We start from the raw sequence: 15060 nt of genomic DNA, 5'->3' as shown, positions 1-15060 counted from the left end.
GCAATCACGAAGGAGTGACATCGATGGATCTGGGACTGACGGGCGCCAAGGCGCTGGTGACCGGTGCGAGCCGGGGCATAGGCCGGGCGGTCGCCGCGCAACTGGCCGCGGAGGGCTGCGCGCTGGCCCTGTGCGCCCGGGGTGAGGAAGGACTGGCCAAGGCCGCCGCCGAACTGCGCGCCGAGGGCGTCACCGTGTTCGAGGAAGCGGTCGACGTCACCGACCCGGCCGCCCTCGCCGGCTTCGTGGAGCGGGCGGCCGGCGCACTCGGCGGCCTGGACCTGCTGGTGTCCAATGTCTCGGCGGGCAATGTGAAAGGCCCCGAGTCCTGGGAGGCCAGCCTGCGGGGCGACCTGATCCCGTTCGCGGGACTCGTCGAGGCCGCCCTGCCCCATCTGGAGGCCTCCGACCGGGCCGCCGTCGTGGCCATCGGCACCACCAACGCCTCCGACACCGCGCGCCCGGCCGGAGCGAACTCCTACTCCGCGCTCAAGGCGGCCGTCGTCCAGCACGCCTCCGCCCTCGCCCACGCCCTCGCACCGAAGGGCATCCGCGTCAACACCGTCTCGCCCGGCCCGATCGACTTCCCCGGCGGCGCCTGGGAGACCATCCGCACCAGCCGTCCGGAGGTCTACGAGGACGTGCTCGCCAGGCTTCCGATCGGCCGCTACGGCACCGCGGAGGACGTGGCCGCGGCGGTGGCGTTCCTGCTCGGCCGGACCGGCTCCTTCTGCGTGGGTGTCAACCTCGTGGTGGACGGCGGGCTGCTGACCCGCGTCCAGTACTGAGCCGTGGCGGGCCCCGCGGGCCGCCTGGACGCCGTACTGGTCTGCGGCGGACGCTGGCACGACTTCGACCACGCGCGGCTCCGGCTGCTGGAACTGCTCGGTGAGCATCCCAGGGTGCGCACCACCGTCCACCAGGACTACGACTGCGCAGAAGCCCTCGACCGGGCCGACCTGTTGGTCACCTACACCTGCGACGTCCGGCCTGACCCGGCGCAGGGGGCCGCGCTCGCCCGGTGGGTCGAGCGGGGCGGTCGCTGGCTCGCCCTGCACGGCACCAACGCGGTGATCGAGCCGCCGACGCACGGCGGCGCGCGGGAGTTCACGACCCCACGCCTCCTCGGGGAACTCGCCCAGGTACTCGGCAGCCAGTTCCTGGCCCACCCGCCGATCGCACCGTACGAGGTGCACGTGACCGATCCCGGCCATCCGCTGGTCGCCGGGATCGGCTCGTTCACGGTCACCGACGAGCTGTACGTCTGCGAGCTGCACGGGGAGTTGGACGTGCTGCTGCACGCCGAGTACACGGGGCCCTGCCGTGGCTTCGCCGAGGGCGACACGGCGGCCCTCGACAGCGCGCCCCGACCGGTGCTGTACCTCAAGCGGTACGGTCTCGGCGAGGTCTGCTACTTCACCCTCGGTCACTGCCGGGGCCGTTACGACATGCAGGACCTGGGCGTGGACGACACCGGGCGCGTGGACCGTGGTCCCTGGGAGACGCCGGAGTTCCTGACGGTGCTCCGGCGTTGCGTGGAACGGACGGTGGCCGGCCGGAGCCCGGCGCAGGAGCGGGCCGGCGCCTGAGTCGGGCTCGGGCGCCGGCCCTGCGTGGGGACGGCTCACGCGTGCGGCAGTACCACCGCGCGGCCATTGATGTCACCGGCGTGCAGACGCTCGTAGGCCACAGGTGCCTTGTCGAGGGTGAAGGTCTCGACGTGCGAGGAGACCAGGCCCTGTCGTGCCAGCTCGACCACCTCCATGAGTTCCCGGCGACTGCCCCAGTAGGGGAAGGAGGCGGAGACCTCGAACGGCAGCCCGCCTCCGAAGCCGACCGCCAGGGTGCCTCCGCCGAGGCCGACGATGGTCACATCGCCCTCCACGGCCACCGCCGCCGCGGCAATGGCGAGCGTTGCCTCGGCGCCGACGAAGTCCAGGACCACCTCCGCTCCCGTCCCGCCGGTGAGCTCCCGCACTCGTGCGGCCGCCGCATCGTCGGAGAGCAGCGTCGCGTGGGCGCCCACCGTGTGGGCCAGCTCCAGCTTGTCCTTGCTGACGTCGAGGGCGACCACGGTGGCCGGTGTCAGAGCGCGGAGCAACTGCACTGCCAGGTGACCCAGGCCGCCGACTCCGATCACCACCACCGTGCTGCCCGGAACCAGCTTGGGCAGTGACTTCCTGATGGCGTGATAGGGCGTCAGCCCCGCGTCGGTGAGCGGGGCGGCCTGGACCGGGTCCAGTCCGTTCAACGGCACCAGATGGCGGGGCGAGTCCACCAGCATGTACTCGGCGAGCGCACCGGGACGGCCGAGTCCCGGGGGCAGGATGCCGAGTCCGGCGGCGTGCGGGCAGCAGTTCTCCTTGCCCACCGCGCACTTGGGGCACTGTCCACAGCCCCAGGGGCCGTACACCGCCACCTCGTCGCCTTCCGCCACCGCGGTGACACCGCTGCCCAGGGCCGCGACGGTGCCGACACCCTCATGGCCGAGCGTCATCGGCAGCGGATAGGGGAACTGCTCCTCGGGCCACCCCATGACCGCCAGGTCGGAGTGGCACAGCCCCGCCGCGGTCACCTTCAACAGCACTTGTCCCGGCCCCGGTTGGGGCACGGGAACCTCGACGAGCTCGGGGGCGTGTCCGACCCTCCGGTACTGCACAGCCTTCACTCTCCGGCCTCCTTGTCGATGGCGGGCAGGGCGTCGCCCTCCTGGCACCGGGATGGCCCAAGACCGCCCCGGATTGGAGAAACTTATGAGGAACTACAGTCTCAAGTGGGTCGGAGTGTGACACGCCTCGGCGGCCCTGGGGAGGGGAAGCGTCGAGAAAATCCGGCGCTCCCTGGCCCATTCCCTGCTGACCTCGGAGAATGTCGCCTCTCTTCACGGTCGAGACTGTTGCTCCGCACGGCAACCCATAACTACACTCAATCTAAAGTTTCTGCCGGAGGAGAGATGATGGACGAAACGTCGGAGCTGGGTACCGCGCGGTGCCCCGGGCCCAGCGTCCAGGACTACCTCGACCAGGACAGCCGCCCTGTCCCGCCCGCCCTGAGGTTCGAGCGGAACGACCCCCTCGGCAGCGAGGACATCGACACCGCCCGTTTCACCTCTCGTGAGTGGGCCGAACGTGAAATGCGCCAGGTCTGGCGGCGCGTGTGGCAGTTCGCCTGTCTGGAGAGCGAGATCCCCGAGGTCGGCGACCACGAGGTCTACGAGATCGGCGACGACTCGCTCATCGTCGTGCGTACGGCCCCCGACGAGATCCGGGCCTTCGTCAACGTGTGCCTGCACCGAGGACGCAAACTGCGCACCGGCGGCGGCAATGTGAGCGAGTTCCGCTGCTCCTTCCACGGCTTCGCCTGGAACCTCGACGGCACGATGCAGACCCCGCCCTGCGCCTGGGACTTCCCGCACGTCACCCCGGAGAAGTTCGCCCTTCCCGAGGCCCGGGTCGCCACCTGGCGCGGCTTCGTCTTCATCAACATGGACCCGTACGCGGAGTCCTTCGACAGCTACCGCGGCACCTTCGACGACTACTACATCTGGCCGCTGGAGAACCGCTACAAGTCGCTGCACATCGCCAAGGTGCTGCCGTGCAACTGGAAGGTCGCACAGGACGCGTTCATCGAGTCCTTCCATGTGATCGCCACACACCCGCAGATGCTGCCGTGGCTCGCCGACGCCAACTCGCAGTACGACGTGATGGCGGACCAGCCGAACTGGAACCGGATGATCAACATCCAGGGCGCGCCCAGCCCGCACGTGGCGGACTCCGTCACGGAGGAGGACGTCCTGGAGACCTTCTACGACTCGCGCGCCTTCTACGCGGCCGCCCAGGGCCGTGACCTGGTACGACAGGAGGGTGACGAACTGCCGGCGATCCCGCCCGGCGGCACGGCCCGCAAGGTCCTCGCGGAGCGGATGCGCGAGCAGCTGGCGGCCACCTCGACCCAGGACTTCTCACAGACCCCGGACACCGAACTGCTGGACGCCATCAACTACTTGCTGTTCCCCAACTTCAACCCCTGGGGCGGCGCCAAGTCCAACATCATCTACCGGTTCCGGCCCAACGGCCTGGACCCCGACTCCTGCACCGCCGAGATCATCTTCATGTCCTCCCCGAAGCGGCCCGGCGAGATGCCGCCCCCGGCGAAGATCCGCTGGGTACCCGAGGACATGCTCTTCGCCGACATCCCCGAACTCGGTGTGCTGGGGCCCGTCTTCGACCAGGACTGCGAGAACCTGCCCTACGTCCAGCAGGGCCTGAAGGCGATGCGCAAGCCGGGCATCACGCTCGCCAACTACCAGGAGAGCCGCATCCGCCACTTCAACCGGACGCTCGACGAGTGGATGGACAGGTGACCCACCGGGTGTCGGTCGCACCCCTGGGCGCCGAGCTGGAAGTGCTCGACGGCGAGGACCTGTTCACCGCCGCTCAGCGGCTCGGCTACCGCTGGCCCACCGTCTGCGGCGGCAAGGGCACCTGCCGCACCTGCTTCGTCGAGGTGGTGGAGGGCGTCGAGAACTGTTCCCCGGTGGGCCCGTTGGAACGCGAGGGCATCGAGGCCCTGCGCAGGCCGGTGGACGGCCTGACCCGGCTCGCCTGCCGGCTCCGGGTCGAGGGCCCGGTGACCGTGACCAAGCGCGGCGTGCGCCGCCGAGTGCAGGAGTGAGGCCCCCATGTCCAAGCAAGTGATCCACCCGCTGACCGGGCATGTGTACCGGCTCACCGAGGACGGACTGGTCGAGGTGACCGACCCGAAGACCGGGGCGCGGGGCGTCTTCGACTTCCGGGCCCGGTGGCAGTCGGGCGAACTGCGCCACGCCGACCTCCAGCTGGCCGGCTGGGTCGGCCGGCTCGCCCAGCGGCGCACGGCGCCTGAGCAGGAGGGGTGACGCCGTGTCCCCGCGCACCACCCGGGTGGTCTGTCTGAAACGCCGGCCTGTGAAGGAACCGGTCCCAGGTGACTTCGCCGTCGAGGAACGCCCTCTGCCTTCTCTCGGCGAGGGACAGGTCCTCGTCCGCAACCTCTACATGAGCGTCGACCCGTCCATGCGTGGACGGCTGGAGACCACCGAGAAGCACTACACGCACAACTTCGCCCCCGGATCACCCCTGGACGGGCGGGCCCTCGGTGTCGTCGAGGAGAGCCGCTGTCCCGCTGTTCCGCCGGGCGCCTTCGTACGTCACCAGCTGGGCTGGCGGGATCGGGTCGTACTGAACGGGACGGACACCGACGGGGCGGCGCGCATCGATCCGCGCCTGGCCCCGCTGCCCACCTGGTTGGGGCTGCTCGGCCAGACCGGCTTCACCGCGTACGTGGGCCTGACCCGGATCGCGGAGCTGCGCCCGGGCGACACCGTCTTCGTCTCGGCAGCGGCAGGCGCCGTCGGCACCGCCGCCGGCCAGTTCGCGCGGCTGCTGGGCGCGGACCGCGTCGTCGGGACCGCCGGCGGCCCCGGCAAGTGCGCCCTGCTGGTCGAGGAGTTCGGCTACGACGCCGCCGCGGACTACCGTGCCGAGCCGGTGCGCAACGCGCTGGCCCGGATGGCACCCGAGGGTATCGACGTGTACTTCGACAACGTCGGCGGTGAGCAGCTCGCGGCGGCCCTGCACGCGCTGCGGACCGGTGGCAGGGTCGCCCTGTGCGGCATGATGTCGCAGTTCGGCGGCGAGCGACGGACCGTGGACATCAACCATCTGGTCCAGGCGGTCCTCAAGCGGCTGACGCTGTCCGGTTTCATCGTCCGCGACCACGACGACCTTCGGCCGGAGTTCGAGCAGCGGGTCGCGGGCTGGCTCGCCGAGGGCCGGATCACCGCGCGTGAGACGGTCGTGGACGGCCTGGAGAACGCCGCGGGGGCGCTGTTGTCCCTGCTCGGCGGCGGCAATGTCGGCAAGATGCTGGTGCGGCTGGGAGACTGACGCGTGGAACGCCGGAGAACGGCGCCCCCCGGCGAGGGGGCGCCGTTTTCAGCGCATGGGGCGTGACGCGGCGACCGTGTGGGCCGTCAGGGAGACCCCGACCCGGGTCAGCCCCGCCACGGCCGCGCGGAACTCCTTGATGTGCGGGGTGGCGAAGTGCTCGTCGAGGGCCTGTTGGGAGGCCCAGTGCTCGAACACGCGGATGCGCCGCTCGTCGCCGGGGTCGGGGGTCATGGCGTAGTCCAGGCAGCCGGGTTCCGCCTCGCGGGTTTGCCGCCCCAGTTCGGTCAGGGCCTTCAGTATCGCGGCGCGGTCGCCGGGTCCGTAGTCCATCCAGCCCGCGACGATGACTTCCTCTGCCATGGCGTGTTCCCTTCGTGGTCATGGGTGTGGGCCCGCCGTCCCGTCAGGGGGAGCGGCGGGCCCACGCGTTCCTCAGAGGCCGAGTGCGGCCGGCACGCTGTCCACGGTGACCGTGCCCTTGTCGCCGTCCACCGTGATCACCATGCCGTCCCGCAGTCGCCTCGTCCCGTTCTCGACGGAGATCACGGCGGGGATGCCCAGTTCACGGCAGACCACCACGGCGTGGCTGTTGAGCGCGCCCACATCCACAACGGCCGCTCCGGCGACCAGGAACAGCGGCGTCCAGGCCGCATCCGTGATCGGCGCGACCAGCACCTCACCGGGCTCCAGCGCCTCGCACGAGGCCGGGTCGGTGACCACCCGCACCCTGCCGGTGTATGTGCCGTGGCTACCGCCCACGCCGGCGAGGACATCGCCCTCGACGGCCGCCGGGGTCCGTTCCTCGGCGCGCCGCGTCCAGGTGTCGACCTCGGTCTGGGCGTCGTCGGCGACGAAGAACGGCGGCTCCAGCTCGTACAGATCCGCGTACTCCTCGAGCCGCTGGGCGATCACCGCGCCGAAGGACTCCGGGGCGGCGACATAGTCGTCGAGTTCGGTGTCCAGCAGCATCATCACGTCCTCGGGCCGGGCGAACAGCCCCGCGTCGACGCCGCGGCGTCCGAGCTCCCGTACGGCCATACGGATCTCGTTGACGACGGTGACGCAGTTCGCCTTGGTGCGCTCGCGGGCCGGTATCCACACCTGGGAGGCGTGCATGCCGGCGTCGAACATGGGCTGCGTCTCCTCGGGCAGCGCGGCCCGGATCTCCCGCGCCGTCCGCTCGCGCCCTTCCGTCAGCCGCTTCTGGCGGGCGGCGGGGGAGGCGTCGTCGGGGCTGTGCCGGATCCGGTCGACCAGGGCCAGCGCCTGGACGGGCGCCGCCTCCCAGGACAGTGCGTGGATGTCCCACTCGTTGGGGCCGCGGTCGCCGGACTCCGCCAGGAACTCCTCGAAGGAGTCACGGAACGCCTTCACATCCCCGGTCGCGGTCTCGAGGGCCCGCTCCACCGCGGCCGGACCCCGGTCGAACAGGGCGGTCAGCTCGGCCGAGGCCGCCACCTGGCGGGACAGCGTCCACAGCCCGGTCGAGGGAGAGGCGGAGTCCACGTCGCCGAGACCGCCGATCAGGTCGAGCAGGGCGCCGGGGCGGTCCACGCTCGCGCACAGCGGGCCGAGGATCGCCGGCCCGACGGACGCGGGCAGCGACGACTCGACGTGCCGCTGGAAGGTCGTCTCCACCTCGTCCAGCAACGACCGTGCGCGGGCGACCAGTTCGGCCTCGGACAGCCGCGTCAGGTCGGGACGTGAGCGGCGCAGGGCGCGCAGCCGCTCCTGGTCGGCGTCGGCCTCCGGGAAGCCGGTCTGGCCGAGCATCCGTTGAAGTGTGGCGCCCGCCTTGCCGGTCAGCTCCTCGTCCTGGTCGTCGGGATGCGCCACGTACACCGGAGTGTCGGAGCGCTGGCCGACGAAGGCCGCGTCGATCTGGTCCGCCGTCTGGCCCATCCGTATGCCGAACAGCCGCATGTGGGAGAGGTTGAGATAGAAGTGGCCGCCGAACATGCCGACGAACGGCGGCCGGGGACCGGCCACCTCCTCCTCGCGGTAGACGCCGAACCCGACGAAGCCGCGCCGCCAGCCCTGCAGACCGCGCCCCCAGACCAGGGTCCAGCCCAGCGGGCTGGCGGGGTCCGGCAGGGTCTCGCCCGCGTTGGCCCGGGTGTAGTGCGGCAGCCGCTCACTGCGCTGCCAGTCTGTGATCCAGCTCTTCATGACCGAGGTCTCCCGCCCTTTGTGCCCGCCCCTACCACTGCGCTGTCCCACCGTCGACGCTGATCAGCGTGCCGGTGATACCCGCCCCTGCCTCGCTCGCCAGCAGCGAGGCGACAGCCGCGATCTGCTGCACCGTGGTGATCTTCTTGGTGGCGGCGTGCTCGGCGAAGCGGCTGAGCCATTCCTCGTAGCTGATGCCCTCGGCCTCGGCGGCGGCCGGTCCGGCGGCCCGCATCAGGTCGGTGTCGACGGCGCCGGGACAGATGGCGTTGCAGGTGATGCCCTGGGTGCCGTACTCGAAGGCGGTCGCCTTCGTCAGTCCGTGGATGGCGTGCTTGTTGGTGATGTAGTGGCTGATCGCCGGCTTGTTGGCCTGCTTGCCCTCCACCGAGGAGATGTTGATGATCCGGCCCCAGCCGCCCGCGAGCATCTTCGGCAGTGCCCGGCGGGTGCCGTAGAAGTAGGCGTTGAGGTTGAAGGCCAGCGCGTGGTTCCAGGCCTCGTCGCTGAGCTCGTGAACGGGGGCGAAGCCCTGGGTGCCGCCCGCGTTGTTGACCCAGATGTCGAGCCGGCCGAACCTCTCGGCGGCGAAGTCGGCGAGGGACTCGATGTCCTCCTGCCTGCTTGCGTCACAGGGGTGGAAGACGGCCCGGTCCCCGGCGTCCAGCTCCTCCAGGGCCTGCTTGCCCTTGATCTCGCTGCGGCCGCTGACGACGACCCTGGCGCCGTCGGCCAGGAAGGCCTCGGCGATGGCGCGGCCGATGCTGCGTGTGCTGCCCGTGATCACCGCGACACGACCGTCGAGGCTGCCCGTAGCCACCATGGTGTTCTCCTGCGCTTGTTGTGGGTCGGTCACCTGGCGGCTTCGTCCAGGTGCTGGTGAACGGTGCGGTGGAAGTGCTGGAGGCCGGGCTCGTTGCGCCCGAAGACGAACTCGGTTCCCGCTGCGGCCAGGGCCTTGAGCCCCTGCTGGACTCCGTACGTCGTCGCGTAGTCCTCGTCGCGGACCACCTCGTGGAACCAGGCGCCGAACCGGTCGGCGGCCTGGCGTTCCGCCTCGGTGACCGCCGGTTCCCGCAGCAGGATGATCTGCTGGGTGACCGACTCGGTCGCCGTGCGGGGGAGCACCAGGGAGACGGCGATCTTCTGGCGCCAGCCGCCGGCGATCGCGAGTCCCGGGAAGAGCCAGTAGATGGGCCCGACACAGTCCCCGGGGTCCCGCTCGTCCGGCGGCAGCTCGCTCGCCTGCGCGATGGGGCGCAGGGCCGGTGCGATGCGCTGGTGGGGGCCCCAGGTGTCGTGGACCATCATGTTCGAGAGGTTCGTCTCGAACACCGTCTTCGGGTGCAGCGAGGCGAAGTGGTACGTCTCCAGATACCCGTCGAGGGTGACCTTCCAGTTGGGACTGGTCAGCTCGCTGGTGGAGTAGTGGTGGCACTCCGCCAGCCGCAGGCCCTCCAGCAGCGGCTGCAGATCGCCCAGCCAGGTGTCCAGGTCGGGCTCGGCCGCCGGGTCCAGCGAGACGAAGACGATCCCCGCGCGCTCCCCGGCCGGAAGCCGCACCAGACCGCGTCCCTCGCGCGGTACCTCGCCGAAGGTCTTCTCCGCGTACACGCCGCGCAGCTCTCCGGCCAGGTCGTACGACCAGGAGTGGTACGGGCAGGTGAGCCGCTTGGACACTCCGCACCCGGCTTCGAGGAGCCGGGCGCCGCGGTGCCGGCACGCGTTGATCATCGCGTGCACGGCACCCTGCCGGTCCCGGGTGATCAGTACCGGAACGCCGAGCACGTCGATCGCCTTGTAGGTGTTCGGCCCGGGCAGCTCGCACGACATCGCGAGCGGCAGCGGGACACTCCGGTGGACGGCGTCCGTCTCGCGCTGCCAGCGGTCGGCGTCCAGGTAGTTGGCGACGGGTTCCGCCCACTGGCCGTCCGCCTCGTGCGTCGTGTTGGCGCGGTAGTGCGCCATCACCCGCTCGACGAGTTCGGCCGCCTCCCGCCGCATCGCCACGGACGCGGCGTCGGTGGACCGGTCCTGGCTGATCCACGACGAGTACTCGGGGGTGGAGGGGGCGGAGGCCGGTGACCTGCGCTCGGTCGCTGTTTCCCGAATCTCCGGTGAACTGGTCTGGACCACGATGTCCTCACAATCCTCCCAGCCGCGAGCCGGTGACCGGCTTCGGAACGCGACGGCTGGGTTGTGTCCGAAACTGCAACAGGACTTAGTGTTGTCTGTCAATAGAAAGTGTCGAAGTTGCCGCTCGGCGTGCCATGGGGGTGGGTGTGATGGTCGTGACGCGGCCGTTCGAGGTGGGTGTGGTGGTGCGGGACCTCGGGGTGATGGAGCGCTTCTACTGTGACGTGATCGGCTGTCGCGCCGAGCGCCGCTCGCGTGTGCCCGAGTCCGTCGGGCGTCCGGCCGGGCTGGGCGGCGGGCTGGTGGTCGCCTGGCTCCGGGTGCCCTCCGGAGGGTGCGTCAAGTTGATCCTGCCCCGGTCGGCGCCGGTGTCGGCGGGCGCGGAGCCCTGGGCCGCCGGGCGGCCGGGACTGTCGTATCTCACCTTCCATGTCGACGACATGGACCCGGTCGTGGCGGCGCTGCCGGGTGCGGGCGCCCGGCCCCTGTCGGACCCGCTCGTCGTCCGCGCGGGTGGCCGGCGCATCAGCTTCTGGGCCGATCCGGAGGGCAATGTCGTCGAGTTGGTGGACGAGCGGGGCGACGACCCGGGCTACAGGCGTAGTAATTAGAGACGCTGTTCAGTAAGGTGCCTGCATGCCGGTTACTGTAGACCGACACAAGTAACTCTGATTGCTTGGCAACCTCCCTCGGGCGAAGGGGCGGACGATGGCTCAACGAGCGTCTACGGCGTCGAAGAAATCCCCGCAGGTCAGTACCGCGGTCATCAGGGATCTGCACGAACGCATGGTGCGTATCCGGCTGTTCGAGACCGAGGCGGGAAAGCTCATGGAGGCCGGCAAGCTGCCCGGCTTCCTGCATCTGTATGTCGGCCAGGAAGCCGTCGCAGCCGGCGTGATGACGGCCCTGCGCGACGACGACCAGATCACCTCCACCCACCGCGGCCACGGACACGCCGTGGCCAAGGGCGTCGGCTTCCGCGCGATGTACGCCGAACTGTACGGCCGGGTCACCGGCGCCTGCCTCGGCCGCGGCGGCAGCATGCACATCAACGACCTCACCCGCGGCATGCTCGGCGCCAACGGCATCGTCGGGGCCGGCGTCCCGATCGCCGTGGGCGCCGCGTTCGCCGCCCGGTACAAGGGCGAGGACAGTGTCGCCGTGACCTTCTTCGGCGACGGCTCCACCAACATCGGCGCCTTCCACGAGGGCGCCAACATGGCCGCCGTCCTCGGCCTGCCCGTGGTCTTCGTCTGCGAGAACAACGGCTACGCCGAATTCACCCCGCAGTCCGCCCACATGCTGCTCACCGACGTCGCCGACCGGGCCGCCGCCTACGGCATGCCCAGCGTGATCGTCGACGGCATGGACGCGGTCGCCGTCCACCGCGCCGCGACCGACGCCGTCGCACGCGCCCGGTCCGGCGCCGGCCCGATGATGATCGAGGCCAAGACCTACCGCTACTTCGACCACCAGGGCGTCAAGGGACTGCGTCACCCCTACCGCTCGGACGAGGAGGTCGCCGAGTGGAAGGCCCGCGACCCCATCGACCTGATCGAGACCCGTCTCCTCGCCGACGGCGCCGCCACCCGCGCGGAACTGGACGACGTATGGCAGCGCACGCGCGACGAGATCGCCGAAGCCATCGCGTACGCCGAGGCGAGCCCGCTGCCCGACCCCGCCGACCTGCTGCTGAACGTCTACTCGGGATGACCGCCATGACCACCACCACCGAGGCGCCGGCCGTCGCCACGCGCAGACTCACCTACGTCAAGGCCTTCAACGAGGGCCTCGCACAGGCCATGCGCGAGGACGAGAACGTCTTCGTCGCCGGGGAGGACGTGGCCGGATACGGTGGCGTGTTCCGCATGTTCGACAACCTCCTCGACGAGTTCGGCCCCCGCCGCATGATCGACACCCCGATCTCCGAGGCCGCCCTGGTCGGCCTCGGCGTGGGCGCCGCCGCCCGGGGGCTGCGCCCTGTCGTCGACCTGATGTTCATGGACTTCATCGGCGTCTGCCTCGACCAGATCGTCAACCAGGCGGCGAAGATGAAGTACATGTTCGGGGGCGCGCTGTCGGTGCCGCTCACCATCACCACCGCCTCGGGAGCGGGCCTCGGCGCCGCGGCCCAGCACAGCCAGAGCCTGGAGGCGTGGCTGGCGCATGTGCCCGGCCTCAAGGTGGTGATGCCGTGCGACGCGTACACGGCCAAGGGCCTGACCGTCTCGGCCATCCGGGACGACAACCCCACCGTCGTCATGCTCAACAAGGTGCTGCTCGGCAGCACCGGCGAAGTGCCCGAGGAGATCTACGGCATCCCCCTGGGCCAGGCGCACACCGCGCGGCAGGGCTCCGACGTCACCGTGATCGCTCTCGGCCGCATGGTGGGGGAGGCCCTCGCGGCGGCCGGCGAACTCGCCGCCGAGGGCGTGGAGATCGAGGTGATCGATCCCCGTACCGTGCAGCCGCTGGACACCGAGACGATGTTCGCCTCCGTCCGCCGCACCAACCGGGTGCTCGTGGTGCACGAGGCCGTCACCTTCGGCGGGCTCGGCGCGGAGATCGCCGCCCAGATCCAGGACGAGGTCTTCGACTACCTCGACGCGCCGGTCCTGCGCATCGGCGCCCCCTTCTCCCCGGTGCCCTTCTCGCCGGTCCTGGAGAAGGCGTACGTGCCCGATCGTGCCCGCATCGCCCAGGGGTGCCGGCGCCTCCTCGAAAGGTCGTGACCGACATGGCGGTCGAGGTTCTGCTGCCGAAGATCGGCCTGACCATGCAGGAAGGCACGATCGACGAATGGCTGGTGCCCGTCGGCGCGGCCGTCGCCGAGGGCGACGCACTGCTGCGGCTGGCCACCGACAAGGTCGACGTGGACGTCGAGGCGGAGGCCGGGGGCCTGTTCCATCCGGTGGTCCAGGCCGGGGCCACCGTGCCGGCCGGGACCCTCATCGGCTGGCTGCTGGCCGAGGGCGAACAGCCACCGGAGGCGACGGGTGTGCCGGCGCCCGCCGGGTCCGGGACCGGCCGGGACACGGGCACCATGGCAGCCCCGGGCGGCGGCGGTGCGGGTACGGCGGCCGTACCCGCACCCGGCGGGGGCGCGGGCGCCGTGCCCGCCGGCACCGGTGGCAGGCTTCTGTCCTCACCGAACGCCCGGCGGGTCGCCGCGGCCGTCGGCGTCGACCTCACCGTCGTACGCGGCACCGGGCCGGGCGGCCGGATCGTCTCCGAGGACGTGGAGGAGTTCTTCGCGGCACCGCCCGAGGTCCCCGCCATGCCGGGCCCGCAGGAGGCCACCCCCTCCTCCCCGCTGGTGCGCAAGCTGGCGAAGGAACGCGGCATCGACCTGTCCGAGGTGAACGGCACGGGTCCGGGCGGCCGGGTCCGCCGGTCCGATCTCGACGCGGCCACCGCTGCTCCCGCTCGCCGGAACGCGGCTCCTCAGCCCGGCGACGTCCTCCCCCTGACCGGGATGCGCGGCACCATCGCCCGCAGGATGCACGCCAGCCTCCAGGAGATGGCACAGCTGACGCACGGCTACGAGGTGCGGATGGACGCCGTCGTGTCCCTGCGGGAGCGGCTGAAGGAGGAGTGGGCCGACGGCGAACTGCCGGTGCCGAGCCTGGGCGACTTCCTGCTGAAGGCCGCTGCCCTGGCCCTGCGTGAGCATCCGCTCCTCAACGCGACGGTCCTGGACGACGGCATCCATCTGCTCGACGGCATCCACCTGGGCTTCGCGGTGGCCGTACCGGGCGGCCTCATGGTGCCTGTCATCGAGGACGCGGCGGTGCTGCCGCTGCATGACATCGCCCGCCGGTCGAAGGAACTGGCGCAGGCCGCGCGCGAGGGGCGGATCTCCCCGGCCCGGCTGGAGGGGGCGACCTTCACGGTCACCTCGCTCGGCGGATACGGCGTCGACTTCTTCACCCCGGTGATCAACCCCGGCAATGTCGGGATCCTCGGCGTGGGCAGGCTCAGGGACGGCGTCGAGTGGGTGGACGACCGGCCGCTGCGGACCCGGGTGCTCACGCTGAGCCTCACCTTCGACCACCGTGCCGTCGACGGCGCACCCGCCGCCGAGTATCTGCGCACGGTGGGCGAGTTGCTGAGCAAACCCCTGCGTCTGCTGGTGTGACCCGAGGTCTAGCGGGCCGGGTCGGCGATCCGCTCCGCGAGATCGCCGACCTCGCGAACGAACGAGCGGTGCCCCAGCGACCGGTACACGTCGTCGCCCCGCACCTGCGAGGTCGCCGCGGTCTCCAGCAGCGCCAGCAGGCCCAGGCCGTTCACCGCCGCCTCGGCGTCGGAGACGGACGGGCGGGCCTTGCGGACCAGCCGCACCAGCTCCTCCAGCAACTCCGTACGGCTCTCCTGGCGCAGCGCCTCCGCCTCCTGGCTCATTCCGGCCGACGACACGAAGAACACGGTGGCGGCGGACCGGTTCTCGGCCATCCACGCCAGCAGGGCGGTGATCGCCGCTCCGGTGGGCGAACCGGGCTCGTGGGCCTCCGTGATCGCCTGCAACTGCTCGCGCAGCGCCGCGGCGAACGCCCGCATGGCCTCGGCCAGGACCTGGTCCTTGGAGGAGAAGTGGTAGTACACCGCGGCCGAGGTCATCTCCGCGCGCGAGGCGATGTCGGCCACCGTCACCTCGTCCGGCGGCTGGGTGGCGAACAACTCGGTGGCCGCCTCGATCACCCACTGCTTGCGCGAGGGACGGTGAGCGGCACGGGTTCCGGATGTCGTCATGGTGTCAAGTATGCCGGGACCTGAGTGCGTCGGAGGCCAGTGTGCAGCAGGAGTTGTGCGGTCGGGGGGCGGG

The 15060-nt window shown here is 70.9% G+C and carries 16 protein-coding genes; 10 read left to right on the top strand and 6 right to left on the bottom strand.

Going from position 1 to position 15060, the window contains the following annotated elements; all coding sequences use genetic code 11:
* Positions 1 to 23 precede the first annotated feature (23 nt).
* Both ACWCRD_RS17050 and ACWCRD_RS17045 read left to right on the top strand, forming a co-directional pair.
* The gene (locus ACWCRD_RS17050) at positions 24 to 788 is read left to right on the top strand and encodes an SDR family NAD(P)-dependent oxidoreductase (RefSeq protein WP_450966597.1); all 765 of its coding nucleotides are present in this window, start codon (positions 24 to 26) and stop codon (positions 786 to 788) included.
* Between the two features lie 3 nt (positions 789 to 791).
* Positions 792 to 1589 (top strand): ThuA domain-containing protein, encoded by a 798-nt coding sequence (locus ACWCRD_RS17045; RefSeq protein ID WP_450966596.1) that lies wholly within the window; start codon positions 792 to 794, stop codon positions 1587 to 1589.
* A 35-nt stretch (positions 1590 to 1624) separates the two neighbouring features.
* On the opposite strand, the gene ACWCRD_RS17040 is transcribed toward ACWCRD_RS17045, so the two are convergent.
* Entirely contained in the window at positions 1625 to 2668 is a 1044-nt protein-coding gene (locus ACWCRD_RS17040; RefSeq protein WP_450966595.1) for an NAD(P)-dependent alcohol dehydrogenase, read from the bottom strand.
* Between the two features lie 288 nt (positions 2669 to 2956).
* Between ACWCRD_RS17040 and ACWCRD_RS17035 the strand changes: the two genes are divergently transcribed.
* The 4 genes from ACWCRD_RS17035 to ACWCRD_RS17020 are packed head-to-tail and all read left to right on the top strand — an operon-like array spanning position 2957 to position 5927.
* A complete protein-coding gene (locus ACWCRD_RS17035; protein ID WP_450966594.1) occupies positions 2957 to 4363 on the top strand; it encodes an aromatic ring-hydroxylating oxygenase subunit alpha in 1407 nt (468 codons plus the stop codon).
* A complete protein-coding gene (locus ACWCRD_RS17030) occupies positions 4348 to 4674 on the top strand; it encodes a 2Fe-2S iron-sulfur cluster-binding protein (RefSeq protein WP_450966593.1) in 327 nt (108 codons plus the stop codon). Before ACWCRD_RS17035 ends, ACWCRD_RS17030 begins: the two co-directional genes overlap by 16 nt.
* 7 nt (positions 4675 to 4681) lie before the next feature.
* Complete coding sequence (locus tag ACWCRD_RS17025) at positions 4682 to 4897, top strand: transposase (RefSeq protein ID WP_450966592.1); 216 nt, start codon at positions 4682 to 4684, stop codon at positions 4895 to 4897.
* Positions 4898 to 4901: 4 nt separating this feature from the next.
* On the top strand, positions 4902 to 5927 hold the full coding sequence (locus ACWCRD_RS17020) for an NADP-dependent oxidoreductase (RefSeq protein WP_450966591.1): 1026 nt from the start codon (positions 4902 to 4904) through the stop codon (positions 5925 to 5927).
* Positions 5928 to 5975: 48 nt separating this feature from the next.
* Here the strand turns inward: ACWCRD_RS17020 and ACWCRD_RS17015 are convergent, their stop codons facing one another.
* The 4 genes from ACWCRD_RS17015 to ACWCRD_RS17000 form a co-directional block, all read right to left on the bottom strand.
* Positions 5976 to 6290, bottom strand: a complete 315-nt coding sequence (locus ACWCRD_RS17015) for a putative quinol monooxygenase (protein WP_450966590.1) — start codon at positions 6288 to 6290, stop codon at positions 5976 to 5978.
* A 72-nt stretch (positions 6291 to 6362) separates the two neighbouring features.
* Positions 6363 to 8099, bottom strand: coding sequence for a PEP-utilizing enzyme (locus tag ACWCRD_RS17010; protein ID WP_450966589.1), 1737 nt, complete (start codon positions 8097 to 8099; stop codon positions 6363 to 6365).
* Between the two features lie 31 nt (positions 8100 to 8130).
* A complete protein-coding gene (locus tag ACWCRD_RS17005) occupies positions 8131 to 8922 on the bottom strand; it encodes an SDR family NAD(P)-dependent oxidoreductase (protein WP_450966588.1) in 792 nt (263 codons plus the stop codon).
* A gap of 29 nt (positions 8923 to 8951) precedes the next feature.
* Complete coding sequence (locus tag ACWCRD_RS17000) at positions 8952 to 10235, bottom strand: aromatic ring-hydroxylating oxygenase subunit alpha (protein WP_450966587.1); 1284 nt, start codon at positions 10233 to 10235, stop codon at positions 8952 to 8954.
* Positions 10236 to 10384: 149 nt separating this feature from the next.
* Here ACWCRD_RS17000 and ACWCRD_RS16995 point away from each other — a divergent pair, with 149 nt between their 5' ends.
* From ACWCRD_RS16995 to ACWCRD_RS16980, 4 genes are all read left to right on the top strand, one after another.
* Positions 10385 to 10846: a VOC family protein gene (locus tag ACWCRD_RS16995; RefSeq protein WP_450966586.1), complete on the top strand. Its 462-nt coding sequence runs from the start codon at positions 10385 to 10387 to the stop codon at positions 10844 to 10846.
* A 97-nt stretch (positions 10847 to 10943) separates the two neighbouring features.
* The gene (locus tag ACWCRD_RS16990) at positions 10944 to 11948 is read left to right on the top strand and encodes a thiamine pyrophosphate-dependent dehydrogenase E1 component subunit alpha (RefSeq protein ID WP_450966585.1); all 1005 of its coding nucleotides are present in this window, start codon (positions 10944 to 10946) and stop codon (positions 11946 to 11948) included.
* Positions 11949 to 11953: 5 nt separating this feature from the next.
* Positions 11954 to 12967 carry an alpha-ketoacid dehydrogenase subunit beta gene (locus ACWCRD_RS16985; protein ID WP_450966584.1) on the top strand — a complete coding sequence of 338 codons (1014 nt, stop codon included), beginning with the start codon at positions 11954 to 11956 and terminating at the stop codon, positions 12965 to 12967.
* 5 nt (positions 12968 to 12972) lie between these two features.
* The gene (locus ACWCRD_RS16980; protein ID WP_450966583.1) at positions 12973 to 14373 is read left to right on the top strand and encodes a 2-oxo acid dehydrogenase subunit E2; all 1401 of its coding nucleotides are present in this window, start codon (positions 12973 to 12975) and stop codon (positions 14371 to 14373) included.
* 8 nt (positions 14374 to 14381) lie between these two features.
* Here the strand turns inward: ACWCRD_RS16980 and ACWCRD_RS16975 are convergent, their stop codons facing one another.
* Complete coding sequence (locus ACWCRD_RS16975) at positions 14382 to 14987, bottom strand: TetR/AcrR family transcriptional regulator (protein ID WP_450966582.1); 606 nt, start codon at positions 14985 to 14987, stop codon at positions 14382 to 14384.
* Between the last annotated feature and the right edge of the window lie 73 nt (positions 14988 to 15060).

The sequence above is a fragment of the Streptomyces sp. NPDC002092 genome (assembly GCF_053593775.1).
The sequence above is the reverse complement of the archived record's forward strand: the minus strand, read 5'-3'. Positions and strand labels throughout refer to the sequence as shown.

Excerpts from the sequence above, each read along its gene's own strand:
- ACWCRD_RS16980 (WP_450966583.1), top strand. The coding sequence starts at position 12,973 with ATGGCGGTCGAGGTTCTGCTGCCGAAGATCGGCCTGACCATGCAGGAA.
- ACWCRD_RS17035 (WP_450966594.1), top strand. The coding sequence starts at position 2,957 with ATGGACGAAACGTCGGAGCTGGGTACCGCGCGGTGCCCCGGGCCCAGC.
- ACWCRD_RS17050 (WP_450966597.1), top strand. The coding sequence starts at position 24 with ATGGATCTGGGACTGACGGGCGCCAAGGCGCTGGTGACCGGTGCGAGC.
- ACWCRD_RS16975 (WP_450966582.1), bottom strand. The coding sequence starts at position 14,987 with ATGACGACATCCGGAACCCGTGCCGCTCACCGTCCCTCGCGCAAGCAG.
- ACWCRD_RS16985 (WP_450966584.1), top strand. The coding sequence starts at position 11,954 with ATGACCACCACCACCGAGGCGCCGGCCGTCGCCACGCGCAGACTCACC.
- ACWCRD_RS17010 (WP_450966589.1), bottom strand. The coding sequence starts at position 8,099 with ATGAAGAGCTGGATCACAGACTGGCAGCGCAGTGAGCGGCTGCCGCAC.
- ACWCRD_RS16995 (WP_450966586.1), top strand. The coding sequence starts at position 10,385 with ATGGTCGTGACGCGGCCGTTCGAGGTGGGTGTGGTGGTGCGGGACCTC.
- ACWCRD_RS17025 (WP_450966592.1), top strand. The coding sequence starts at position 4,682 with ATGTCCAAGCAAGTGATCCACCCGCTGACCGGGCATGTGTACCGGCTC.
- ACWCRD_RS16990 (WP_450966585.1), top strand. The coding sequence starts at position 10,944 with ATGGCTCAACGAGCGTCTACGGCGTCGAAGAAATCCCCGCAGGTCAGT.
- ACWCRD_RS17015 (WP_450966590.1), bottom strand. The coding sequence starts at position 6,290 with ATGGCAGAGGAAGTCATCGTCGCGGGCTGGATGGACTACGGACCCGGC.
- ACWCRD_RS17005 (WP_450966588.1), bottom strand. The coding sequence starts at position 8,922 with ATGGTGGCTACGGGCAGCCTCGACGGTCGTGTCGCGGTGATCACGGGC.